Raw genomic sequence first — 12,445 nt, 5'->3', positions numbered from 1 at the left:
GCTGACTGCACGCTGCGTGCAAGCTTTTGACTGCTTGCTATGGGAACCTTTCGAGGTTGGCTGCAATACAAGGGCCCTTTTGGGGCCCTTTCTTTATGTCAAAAATAAGCTCGTGAATGAGCGGAATAGAAAAATGAAGCTATACACTGTAAAGTATCGATAAACTATACGCTGCTACCAGGTGTTTTATAAAATGCTGCATAGTAAGGAATCTCCCTGGATACGGTGTAGTGAAGTGTATTTTTTTTGGGTTCGATGCCCGTGCCGACATCTGGTTCGTGGTCGTTTTCACCATTCTGCCGAACAGCGCTTTGCCGCTACTGCGCTAGTCGAGCGAGTGCTATTTCGAGACAAGAAAACACGAAGAGGCGAATGCGCCGATAAGCGTGCGCCAACGCATGTAAAGCGAGGGAAAAACGCATGAAAGCGAACGCATAACTCATGTATTTGGGCAAGAAACGGGCAAGGTTTCCGTTCTAACATCGTCTTTATGTCCATTTGCTTCTCACATATCACAGCTCTCTCGGTGTGGCGTGCCGCTCGTGCTTCGCTTTTGCCTGCGCCGAGTGTTTCGCACGCGGGCGTTCCGGAAAAAGTTGCGGCGCGTGAAGTGAGGGCCTTGCGCGATTCTTCATTGTCGACGATTGTTGCGCTCGAGCGTCCACATCTTATCGTCGCTTCCCAGAATGGTAAGACGAGTCGATTTTCCGTTGCGTGCCATTGCCCTTTTTCATCAAAAGTGCCGCCTCGGCTTTTCGGCATCAATCTCGACGTCTACGTTGTTTCCGTCGAAGATGCCTTTGTGCAAGTTTCCATGCGCGCGTCCGTCGAGAGTTTGCTGCTGCTTGCTTTCGAGTTTTGCGGTACATACTCGCTTCTTCCTGATGGGAGCTTTGTTGCCGCCCGGCCATTGACAAGCGTGAGGCGGTTGGCGAATTGCGTCGATGCGTTGGCTCCATTTCCCGGCTCCGCTAAGGCAGCAACGGCGCTTCGCTATGCGTTTGACGGTGCGGCGTCTCCCGCGGAAGCGAAGCTTGCGATGCTGCTGTGTTTAAGGCAAACGCTCGGCGGCTACGGGTTTCCCGCGCCTCGCATGAATTGGCGCGTTGATGTCACGGGCGACGCGCGCAAGTTCACTCCATGCAAGTTTTTCGTGCTCGATTTATTTTGGTCCGACGCGATGCTCGACGTGGAGTATGACAGCAATGCGTTTCATCGTTCTCCGGGCGCTCTTGCGAGCAACGCTGAGCGCCGTAATGCATTGCAGGCAATGGGATATACGGTAATTACGGTAACGCATGACCAGATGGCATCCCCCGATTTGTTCGACGATGCTGCACGTGCCATAGCGAAAGCGCTCCATATACGTGTGCGCCATTCGAGCAAGCGTTGGCCGCGAATGCGTTACGATCTTCGACGCCGTATCGATGATCCAGGGAACCTGTTGCTTTAGGGCTCTATTGAGGGGTCCAATTTAGAATCCGCGAAGCCATCCTGTTTAAGAGGGACTTTGTAAGGGGAACCTAAGAGGAGCCGTTCCCATGGTGGGAAGGGCTGCCCCCACGGGGAGAAAATCTGCCTCCACGAGGAAGGAACTGTTCTATTGAGCTCGGCTTTACCGTGCCGCGTTCTTTGCCATCCCCACGCGATGAGAAGAGCTGTCTCCCTGAGGTTCAATTCTGGCTTGAAGCATAGAGCTGTCTCCGCGAGGTTCGATTCTGGCTTGAGACATGGAACTGTCGGGCTTTCATGCCGTTGCTGCATGGGGCGTTAGCGCACCAGCTCCAGTGCCCCGCGGAATCGCTTAGCGCCCCTGCATCGGCGTCGTACGGAATCGCTTGACGTTTCTGCTCCCACATTGCGCGGAATCGCTTGACGCTCCTGTTCTGGCATTGCATGGAATTCTTTGCGTTCTCGCGCCGTTGCTATTTGGCTGCATAGGGCGCTGCGTTCTTGGCTGCTTTTGCCCGTATGCGGCGTCGGCGTTCTTGGCTGTCTTTTCTTGCATGGAGCGTTGACGCCCTTGGTTGTCTTTGCTTGCACGGGGCCGATCGACCCTTCTCGCGCTGTTTCGGTTGATAAGCTGTTGCCGAGCGCGGCTTCATCGCTACAGCGCATTGTGTCTTTGCGCCTTAAGCCCTTCGACTTTCTGCCTGGCAGAATAACGCGCGGAAGGGTCATGAAATCGCCCTTGTGCGAGGCTTGCGGGTTTCTGAGGGTTGTTTCTTAACCGAAGACGTAGTTGTCGGTCGTAATAAGGCTATCTGAACTGGGGTTTTGTGTATCTCTATTTGATCGCCGAGGAATGGCTCGTCGCGTTTTGCGGGAGTGGCGGAATATGCGTCCCTTGGGACGCGTATTCTGGCAGAAGAAGGGGATTTACGCGATTTTGCGACCCTTGGGCGCGATATTCTGCCATGAACGATATGGGCAAGCTTCAAGGGATGCTAATCGGGCGCTTCCGGATGGTCGCTTGTTTCCGCCTCGAAGAGGAATCAAAATCCCCGTCTCGAAGGAGATTCAGAGGCGATGCCTCGAAGGGGATTCGGGAGTCCCTACCTCGAAGGAAGTCGGGAGTCACCGCCTCGATCCCTGTCTCGAAGAGGACTCAAAGCGGCGTCGCCCAAGACGTCCGCCGCTCCGAACAACCGATGGGAGACCGCCGGGCGCGGGCGTCATTCTCTTTTGAAGTCGTGCGCTACAATGGAGGGCGTTTGCGTTTCAGGCATAAGAGGGGATGCTGTGGGAGCTTTCGTTTCAACTATTCCAAATACTTCGAGCAATTCGAATACTTCAAATATGACCGTCGACGTCGTTATCGTGGGTGCCGGTCCTGCGGGCATTTTCACGGCGCTGTCGCTTCTGAAAGATGCTCCTTCTACGGCAATCGCGCTTGTGGAGAAGGGCCTTCCCATCGAACGGCGCAGTTGCCCCAAGGCGAAAGTCGGCCATTGCGTGGGCTGCGAGCCATGTCGCATTACGACGGGCTTTTCGGGCGCGGGCGCGTTTTCTGACGGAAAGCTGTCGCTCTCGCATGAGGTCGGCGGTGACCTGCCCGAGCTTATTGGGGAAGACGTGGCGCAGGCCGCCATCAAGCGGGTCGACGACGCGTATTTGTCCTTTGGTGCCGACGAGCATGTCGAGGGCATCGACAATCCTGGCGAAGTCAAAGACATTCGCCGCCGTGCGATTCAAGCGGGTTTGAAGCTCGTCGATTGCCCCATTCGCCACCTTGGAACCGAAAAGGCGCAAGAAATTTACGGCCGCATTGAAGACCATCTGCGCGATGCCGGCGTGAAGCTGTTGTTCGAAACGGAATGCACCGACGTGATTATCGAAGGCGACGCCGCGACCGATTCGGCCGCATGCAAAGGCGTTCGCGTGCGCACGCGTGAGGGCGAGGAGTTCTCGATTCTCGCCGAGAAAACCGTGGTGGCGACGGGCCGCCGCGGCGCCGATTGGCTCGAGCGCCTTTGCAGCGAGCACGACATCGAGCATGCGCCCGGCCCGGTTGACATTGGCGTGCGCATCGAGATGCGTAACGAAATCATGGAGCGCGTGAACAACGTGCTCTACGAAAGTAAGCTCATCGGATACCCGAATCCGTTCCGCAACAAGGTGCGCACCTTCTGCCAGAACCCTGGCGGCTTCGTGAGCCAAGAAAATTACGATGGCGGCCTCGCGGTGGTGAACGGGCATTCCTACAAGGAGCGCAAGTCCGAGAACACCAACCTCGCGATTCTGTGCACGCATAACTTCCTTGAGCCGTTCAACCAACCCATCGCGTACGCGAAGAAAATCGGCGAGCTGTGCAACGCGCTGGGCGCCGGCCATATTCTGGTGCAGCGTTTCGGCGACATTCTGGACGGCAAGCGCACATGGCAAAAGGAATTGTCGCGCTCCAACGTTCGCCCCACGCTTCCTGACGCCGTTGCGGGCGACGTGACCGCCGCGCTGCCGTATCGCACGATGACGTCGATCATCAATTTCATGCTCGCCGTCGACGAGGCGATTCCCGGCTTCGCGTCGGCCGAGACTCTGTTGTACGCGCCCGAGCTCAAGTTCTACAGCAATCGCGTGAAGATGGATGCGAACCTCGACACCAACATCGCGAATCTGCACTGCCTGGGCGATTCGAGCGGTTGGACGCGCGGCCTGATGATGGCGTCGGTCATGGGCTGCTTGATGGGCGAGCGCCTAGCGAGTGAAGCGTAGCGCCCGCTTTCGGAAGGCGTGCAGGTCGACTCGCGGAAAACCACGAACGATTGCGGAAAGCCGTGCGGAAAAGGCGCGCTGTCGCGTTACACTTGCAGTAACGAGAGTCGCCCGTCGTGTTCGACGGGCCTCCTGAAGAGAAGGGACGTGCTATGTCTTTTGCCGATTTGACCCTTGAGCGCTACTCCTGCCGCAAATACGAGAAGCGCGCTGTCGAGCCCGAGAAACTCGATGCCATTCTTGAGGCCGGGCGCCTTGCCCCTACGGCGTGCAACAATCATCCCGTGCGCGTTTTGCCGTGCGCCACGCCCGAGCTGCTCGAGAAGGCGGCGGCCTGCCAGCCGCGTTTCGCGCACGACGGCTCGATCTTCGGGGCGCCTGTGGTGTTGCTGGTGTGCGGCGTGGACGAAGACGCGTGGGTGCGCCCGTACGACCAAATGAATGCGGCGCCTATCGACACCGCGATTGTGTGCGATCAGATGATGATGCAGGCGACCGAGCTTGGCCTGGGCACGTGCTGGGTGTGCCACTTCAAGCCCGAAATCGCGTGCGAGCAGTTCGACTTGCCCGAAGGGGTGTATCCGTACCACATGCTCACTGTGGGTTACGCGGCCGATACCATCGCCTCGCCTGAGCGCCGCGCCGAGCGCACCATCGCTCGCGAGGATTTCCTGCTGTAGCAGCGGAAATCGACACGGAAAAGGGCGAATGACGGCTTCATGCCGGGCGCCCTTGTCGAAGGCCCCACGGGTTTATGCCCGTGGGGCCTTGCTGTGCGGTATGCGATATCTGCTTATGCGACTCGAGAAGTGCAGCGAACCTGGATGGATAGATAGACGCGGCCGCTGATACTGCGTTTGGTTGGGCGTTGTCGCGCTACCTCGTGAGCGGCGCGATTGCGCGCACCACGGCGTCGGCCGCGCGTCCCGTGGCGGCGGAATCTTCCACGCGCATCACGATAGAACCGCGGAAGCCGTATTCGGTGATTTCCGAGAAAAACACCTTCGGGTCCTGCGTCACGGGCGAGATGCTTTCCGCCGCGGCCTTCGCGCGCTCGGCGATTTCTGCGGCAATCTCGTCGAGCTTGCTCGCGTCGCCTGTCGCGCAGAACGGCACTTTGAACTGCTCCGCCGGCGGAAGCTGCACGAGCGACGTTTTCGAAATGACCGAATTAGGAACGATTACGGTCTCGCCGAGCTTCGTGATGATGGTGGTGTGTCGCAGTCCCACGTCGGTCACAACGCCCGTTTCCGAGCCGATTTCGATGTTGTCGCCCGGGCGCACGACGCCCATGAGCGTCATCTGAATGCCGCCAATGAGGTTCGACAGCGTGTCCTGCAGGCCGAGCGAAAGCGCAACGCCGCCAACGCCCAGGGCTGTGACCAGCGCATTCGGATTAATGCCGAAACACGATTGCAAAATGATCGATCCGCCGATCACCCACACCACGCCGCGGCCGATGTTGATGATGAGGCTCGATGCCGGCAGCGGGTTTTCGGGGTGGTCGAGCATCGCATGCAACGCGCGCTTTACCACTTTCGATGCCGCGGCGGTGGCGCACGCCAAAATAACCGCCCAAATAAGGTTGCGCATCGTGTCCGATGTGATGAACGACAAAATCGAATCTTCAATACTCACGCGAGCCTCCTAGCGCCGACGCAATGCGTTCGTTCGGCGGCTATTGTCGCATCGCCACGGCACTCGGCGACATATCGTTACGGTATGCGCACAATGTTCGCGAGACTTTCAGGAGCGCACGGTTCGGGCATTTTCATGCAACGCGCGGCGGCGGGCGCCTTGGGCTCGTCCCCCACCTTATGGGCCTTGAATGCGCCGCATTGCCTGTCGAATCGCAACTGCGTCGACACGGGCACTCTTTCTATGCGTGCGATGCTTGGACCGGCTTTGGCGCAATGGTTGCATTAGAGCCCCTGGGAGCCTTGCGACATTCGTGCGCTTCGAGTGCGTCATTGCAGGATTTTTCGGAAAACGTCCGCGCTCGTTCGTGCTTTGCTTTCGTTACAGTACAATGGTGATAACTGCGATTTTTGAAAGGGGCACTCATGCCAGAAGAAGCTACCAAGCCCGCCGAGGGATATAAGTACCACCGCGTTTTGCTGAAGCTTTCGGGCGAGGCGCTCATGGGCGATAACGGCTATGGCATCGATCCGAAGGTCATCGACGACTTGGCCGAGCAAATCAAGCACATCGTTGACGACGGCGTGCAGGTGGCCATCACGGTGGGCGGCGGCAACATCTTCCGCGGCGTCGCCGGTAGCGCCAACGGCATGGACCGCGCGCAGGCTGACTACATCGGCATGCTCGCCACGGTCATGAACGCGCTCGCTTTGCAGGACGGCCTCGAGCGCCACGGCGTTTCCTCCCGCGTGCAGTCGGCCATCGAAATGCACCAGGTCGCCGAAACCTACATTCGCCTGCGTGCCATTCGCCATATGGAAAAGGGCCGCGTCGTCATTTTCGCCGCGGGCACGGGCAACCCGTACTTCACGACCGATACCACGGCGGCCCTGCGCGCGTGCGAAATCAACGCCGACTGCATGATGAAGGCCACCAAGGTCGACGGCATCTACGATAGCGACCCGGCGAAGAATCCCGACGCCGTGAAGTTCGACAAGATCAGCTACCTCGAGGTGCTCACCAAAGAGCTGCAGGTCATGGACGCGGCCGCCATTTCGCTGTGCAAAGACAACGAAATGCCGCTGCTCGTGTTCGACATGACCACGCCGGGCAACATCAGCCGCATTCTGAAGGGCGAGCCGGTCGGCACCCTGGTGTATTAAACCATCGAAGGCAAACGCGACGGCGCCAGCGCGCCGCAAACGAGAAAGGCAAGAATATGACTGCTGAAATCATGGATGCGGCGAAAGCCGGCATGGAGAAGGCCCTGGCCAACCTGAACGAGGCGTTCGTAAACGTGCGCACGGGCCGCGCGAACCCCATGGTGCTCGACAAGATTCGCGTCGACTACTACGGCGTTCCTACTCCCATCAATCAGATGGCCGCGGTGAAGTCGCCCGATGCCCACATGCTCGTCGTTGAGCCGTGGGACAAGTCGGTGCTGCGCGGCATCGAGGCCGCCATTCTGGCGAGCGACTTGGGCATCACGCCCTCTAACGACGGCTCCGTCATTCGCCTGCCGTTCCCCGCGCTTACCGAAGAGCGCCGCAAGGAAATGGTGAAGCAGTGCCGCAGCTACGCCGAGGAAGCTCGCGTTGCTGTGCGCAACCAGCGTCGCGACGCCAACACCAAGATCGAGCGCGCCAAGAAGGACGCCGAGCTGCCCGAGGACGAGGCTCGTCGCGCGGAAGAGCAGGTGCAGAAGCTCACCGACAAATACATTGCCGAAGTCGACGCCATGCTGAAGAAAAAGGAAGCTGACGTTATGGAGATCTAGGAATTGGGCCGTTCTTCCGAACGGCCCAATGACTCGACGCTGCGCGGAATTCTGGACGGCGCCTTGGCTTTTAATCGTCGCTCGCGTACCGAAGTACACTTCGCTTCTCTTTCAAGCCAACTCGCTCGCCTAGAATTCCGCTCGCTGGCTGGCGTGCGAGGGAAGCCCTTCCCGTTCTTGCGGTCCGACGCGAGAGGGATTATCCCCGGTTCTTGCTGGCCGGTCCGTGAAGGGGTTTTCCGTTCTTGCGCGATGGCGAGCGTTGGCTCTGGCGAGTGCATTGCTCGCGTACTTGCGCCGCGCAAGCATCGGCGGCGGCGCTGGTGGTGGCATCTAGCGCGTCGTCGGAGCTTCTAGTCCTGCATTGGCACGACTGTAACGTGGCGTGATGTGCGCTGCGGAGTTCGTCGCGACATCAACGGCTGGTGGCTCATCAACGAGCTTCTTTTCTTTCGAAATTTTAACGGCCAGGGGCCCATGTTGGTGGCTTCTGGCCGTTGGAGTACCCTAGAGGGGCCTATTTCGAAGGAGCTGACATGTTCCATAAACCTATAGATGAAATGTTCCCGAACCCGCCCGCCGGGCTCGATGCGCACGCTTTGCGCGAAGACGCGGTGCCGCAGCATGTCGCCGTCATCATGGACGGCAATGGCCGCTGGGCGAAAAAGCGTGCCCTCAATCGCCTGAAGGGCCATAAGGCCGGCATTGCGGCGGTTCGCGAGCTCATTCGCGCGGCGAGCGACGCGGGCGTTCGTTTCCTTACCATTTACTCTTTCTCGACGGAAAACTGGAAACGTCCTGAAGAAGAAGTCGTGGGACTGATGGACCTGTTCGCCAAAACCATGCTCGCCGAGGTTGACGGCCTGCATGCCGAAAACGTGCGTGTGCGCACAATTGGCGACATCTCCATGTTGCCGCAGGAAACGCGCGATGCGTTTGCCGAGGCATGGGAGAAAACGCGCAACAACACGGGCATGACGCTTCTCGTGGCCGTGAATTACGGCTCGCGTCAGGAAATGCTGCGCGCCACGCAGCGCTGCATCGATGTTGCTGTTGCGCGCGCCATGGCCGGCGACGCTCCGCGCGAGCTGACTGAAGAGGAATTCGAGCGCGGTCTTTATACCGCCGATTGCCCCGATCCCGACCTGGTGATTCGCACGTCGGGCGAGATGCGCCTGTCGAATTTCCTGCTGTGGCAGGTGGCGTATTCGGAGTTTTACGTGACCGATACCTTGTGGCCCGATTTCGATCGCTATGAATTTTTGCGTGCGCTTCTGAGTTTCCAAGAGCGTAATCGAAGGTTTGGGGCGGTGTAGTCCATGTCAACCGATAGCGAAAAACTCGAGGATGAGCTTTCGGAGCAGTCGGCGCGCGAAGGCGTCGTCGGCGTTCAGCCTGCCGATGTCTCGTGCGAGCCTGTGGTTGGGGCGGAGAATCGCGATGCCGCGGCCGAGACTCGCACCTGCGACGTCGAGGCTCAGGCGGAAGGGCGCGACGCGGCGGCCCGGTCGCGCGACCATGAGGCTACCAATTTCGAAAAAGCCCAGTCCACGTATGAGCACGTCATGCAAACTGCCGTAGCGAAAAAAGACGCTGCGAAGGCATTCGCGTATGGCAAAACGCCTGATAAGTTCAAGCATCCAACCGACTTGCAGGTGAGATTTCGCACGGGCGCCGTGTACGTGGTGCTTTCGGTGACGCTTGCGCTCGTGAGCAATCTGACGTGCGTCATTATGCTGTGCGTGCTCTCGGGCATTTGCGCGGGCGAGCTATTCTTCATGCTGCGTAGCGACGCGAAGCTGCCCAACGAGCTGCTTGGTACGCTGGCTGCGGTGGCGTACCCCATCAGCATGTGGAAGCTGGGGCTTTCCGGCTCGCTCCTGGTGACGGGCGCGCTGCTCGTGGCGTTGCTTGTGTGGTATGTCTTCTTCATGCGTGCGCGCGTGGGTGACGTGGGCGTGTCGTTTTTCGGCGCGGCATACACGGGCCTGCTGCTTTCGAGCCTTATTTTGGTGCGCATGTCGCTGCCCGGCATTTGGGGCGGCGTGCTCGTGTGCGGCATTTTCTGCAGCGTGTGGGCGAACGACTCGTTTGCATATTTGGTGGGAAGCAAATTCGGCAAGCATAAGCTCGCACCGCGCATTTCGCCGAAGAAGAGCTGGGAAGGCTTCATTGGCGGCCTGGTGGGCTCCATGGTCATTTGGTGCCTCATCACGCTGATTCCCGGTGTGAACATGGCGATTCCCCAGGCGCTCGTGTTTGGCTTGATTTGCGGTCTTTCTGGCGTGCTGGGCGATTTGGCCGAAAGTCGCATCAAGCGCAATTCGGGCGTGAAAGATTCGGGTACCATTATGCCTGGTCATGGCGGCCTGCTCGATCGCTGCGACTCGCTGTTCATGGCGTCGGTTACTGCGGCTGTGATGCTTATCGGCGGCGGCTGCGTGCCGTATGTGTTCGGATAGGAATGTTGGATAATTGCGCCGTTCTTTGAGCGGCGCAATTTGTTCCGGGGTGCTTTCGGTAGCGCGCGTTGGGCCGGGCGGGTTTTCCGCCGTATCCGAACGGGTCCTTCCTGAGCTCTGCTCGTTGGTTTTTGGCGCGAAAGTGGCCCACTTTCGCTTCTGGTAAGGGGTGGTTTGAAATGGCCTATACGGCTCATGCAAATGAAGGCGGCATGCCTCGCAAGATTGTTGTTTTGGGATCGACGGGTTCTATTGGCACGCAAACGCTCGATGTGGCCCGTCGCCACCCCGACAAGCTGGAAGTGATCGCCCTCGCGGCCAACTCCAGCATCGATACCGTGCTCGCTCAGGCGCATGAGTTCCGCGTGCGCAATATCGCGTTCGGCAATGCGGAGCTTGCGCATGATGCACGCCTCGCGAATGCGCACGGCGGCGTGAAGGTCGGTTTCGGCCCCGAGGCCGTCGCCGCGCTCGCGAGCATCGAAGAGGCCGACGTCGTAGTGAACGCCCTGGTGGGCGCTGCGGGCCTGCGCGCGAGCTATGAGACGCTCGCCGCTGGCAAGGTGCTTGCGCTTGCGAACAAAGAAAGCCTGGTCGTGGGCGGTGACCTTATTATGCCTATGGCGGCCAAGGTCGATGCGGCTCGCCGCGCGGCAGGCGTGGCCCCCGCGACGGGTCCGGCGGGTGCTCTTATGCCCATCGATTCCGAGCATGGTGCAATCTATCAATGCTTGCTCGGCGAGCGTGCTGAAGAGGTGTCGTGCTTGTGGGTCACCGCGAGCGGCGGTCCGTTCCGCGGTCGCATGCGTGACGAGCTGCGCGGCATGACGGCCGCTCAGGCGCTCAAGCATCCCACGTGGAACATGGGCTCGAAAATCACGATTGACTCTTCGACGCTCATGAACAAAGGCCTCGAGGTGATCGAGGCGCATCATCTGTTCGACATGCCGTACGACCGCATTAAGGTGGTCGTGCAGCCGCAGAGCGCCATTCATTCCATGGTGGAGTATTCCGACGGCAGCGTGAAGGCCCATTTGGGCACCACCGACATGCGCATTCCCATTCAGTTCGCGCTGAGCTATCCCGACCGCTGGGATGCTCCGGTGGAGCCGCTCGATTTCACGCAGCTCGGCAAGCTCGAGTTCTATCCGGTCGACGAGGATACGTTCCGTTGCTTTAAGCTGGCCAAATATGCAGGCGATACGGGTGGCACGCTGCCATGCGTCATGAACGCCGCGAATGAGGTTGCTGTGGCGGCGTTTTTGCGCGACGCGTGCGGCTACCTGGATATCGACGGTTGCGTCGGTGCCATGATGGAGGCGCATGAGGCGGGGCAGGGCGGTGGCCTGCAGAAGGTTGAAAGCCTTGGTCAGCTCGCCGAGATCGACGCTTGGGCGCGCGAGGCTTCTGCCGCATGGCTCGCCGCAAGGGCGAAATAAGGCTTGCTGGCTACGAAGGGCGAAAGGGTCCCGAGTTGCAATGGCGCTTGATCCGATTTCTCCATCGAAATTTGGGTGGTGGCTGCCTGTCGTAAAGCGATTAAGGCTCGGGTAGCGTGCCATGGCACCTCGAATTTCTTCGGGGCAACGCCGCTGGGCCTTCTTTATCGAAGGCGGGTGTTATTCGAGATGCGGATATCGGAGACTCGGAGGGCACAATATTTGGTTTTGGACGCTGGCGCAGGCTGGCGTCCAATTTTTTTTGGACGGTCATCCGGGCCGATTATCCTAAGGTCGAGCTTATGGAACACAAAATGTGTCTTATAGAGGCATCAGTGTCAACCGCCATCCATTTCCTCATTTGCGTGATGAATGGTGCATCGTTTTTTGATCGCGTGCTTTCTCGAATGTACAGTGCCCTTTTCGGAGCGAATACGTCTTTTGAGCTCAATCGGGCTTTTCGGAAGCTCGCGCGCCTTCCGGGATTAAGGCTCGGGCGTTTCCGTGGTGCGCAATCTTGTCGTGTGGCCTCCTGGCCCTTCTGCGACGCGCATGTTTTCCCGGGGTGGGGCTCTGACCTTTCTGCGGCTTGCATGTCTTTTCGTGTTGGGCTCTGTCTTTCGGGAAATCGTGTCCCCAAACGCGGAAATTTGGCAGAGATTTGCGGTTGTGAACGGTTATTGGGCTTCATTTTTACCGAATCGACCGATTCGGGCGACATAACCCCAGGTCAAATTTTCCGCTTTCGCTCACGTTCGCAAAACCATCGTTCACAACCGAAAATCTCTGCCATTTTCTTGAGAAAAGCGACCAAATATGAGGTTTGCTTTAGAATCCGTGCCGTCGTGCCGTCGTGCCGTCGTGCCGTCGTGCCGTCGTGCCGTCGTGCCGTCGTGCCGTCGTGCCGTCGTGCC

At 58.9% G+C, this 12,445-nt stretch carries 9 protein-coding genes; 8 read left to right on the top strand and 1 reads right to left on the bottom strand.

The features are described 5' to 3' along the window. The first annotated feature begins 949 nt into the window (after window positions 1-949). From Q0D41_RS08540 to Q0D41_RS08530, 3 genes are all read left to right on the top strand, one after another. Window positions 950-1,453, top strand: coding sequence for a hypothetical protein (locus Q0D41_RS08540; protein ID WP_294377916.1), 504 nt, complete (start codon window positions 950-952; stop codon window positions 1,451-1,453). A gap of 1,346 nt (window positions 1,454-2,799) precedes the next feature. Beyond that, a complete protein-coding gene (locus tag Q0D41_RS08535) occupies window positions 2,800-4,215 on the top strand; it encodes an NAD(P)/FAD-dependent oxidoreductase (RefSeq protein WP_294377913.1) in 1,416 nt (471 codons plus the stop codon). 152 nt (window positions 4,216-4,367) lie between these two features. Beyond that, complete coding sequence (locus tag Q0D41_RS08530) at window positions 4,368-4,895, top strand: nitroreductase family protein (RefSeq protein ID WP_294377909.1); 528 nt, start codon at window positions 4,368-4,370, stop codon at window positions 4,893-4,895. A 196-nt stretch (window positions 4,896-5,091) separates the two neighbouring features. Here the strand turns inward: Q0D41_RS08530 and Q0D41_RS08525 are convergent, their stop codons facing one another. Beyond that, window positions 5,092-5,853: a mechanosensitive ion channel family protein gene (locus Q0D41_RS08525; protein WP_294377904.1), complete on the bottom strand. Its 762-nt coding sequence runs from the start codon at window positions 5,851-5,853 to the stop codon at window positions 5,092-5,094. 425 nt (window positions 5,854-6,278) lie between these two features. On the opposite strand from Q0D41_RS08525, the gene pyrH reads away from it, so the two are divergent. The 5 genes from pyrH (at window position 6,279) to dxr (ending at window position 11,531) form a co-directional block, all read left to right on the top strand. Then, window positions 6,279-7,016, top strand: coding sequence for a UMP kinase (gene pyrH, locus Q0D41_RS08520; protein WP_114615865.1), 738 nt, complete (start codon window positions 6,279-6,281; stop codon window positions 7,014-7,016). A gap of 56 nt (window positions 7,017-7,072) precedes the next feature. Further along, window positions 7,073-7,630 carry a ribosome recycling factor gene (gene frr / locus Q0D41_RS08515; RefSeq protein WP_294377899.1) on the top strand — a complete coding sequence of 186 codons (558 nt, stop codon included), beginning with the start codon at window positions 7,073-7,075 and terminating at the stop codon, window positions 7,628-7,630. 536 nt (window positions 7,631-8,166) lie between these two features. Beyond that, complete coding sequence (locus Q0D41_RS08510; RefSeq protein ID WP_294377895.1) at window positions 8,167-8,946, top strand: isoprenyl transferase; 780 nt, start codon at window positions 8,167-8,169, stop codon at window positions 8,944-8,946. Window positions 8,947-9,195: 249 nt separating this feature from the next. Then, a complete protein-coding gene (locus Q0D41_RS08505; RefSeq protein ID WP_294378067.1) occupies window positions 9,196-10,092 on the top strand; it encodes a phosphatidate cytidylyltransferase in 897 nt (298 codons plus the stop codon). A 212-nt stretch (window positions 10,093-10,304) separates the two neighbouring features. Next, window positions 10,305-11,531, top strand: a complete 1,227-nt coding sequence (dxr, locus tag Q0D41_RS08500) for a 1-deoxy-D-xylulose-5-phosphate reductoisomerase (protein ID WP_294377892.1) — start codon at window positions 10,305-10,307, stop codon at window positions 11,529-11,531. Window positions 11,532-12,445 lie beyond the last annotated feature (914 nt).

This window comes from uncultured Slackia sp. (assembly GCF_934630525.1).
Classification (GTDB): domain Bacteria; phylum Actinomycetota; class Coriobacteriia; order Coriobacteriales; family Eggerthellaceae; genus Slackia.
Note: the sequence above shows the minus strand (reverse complement) of the source record. Positions and strands in the feature narration are given on the sequence as shown.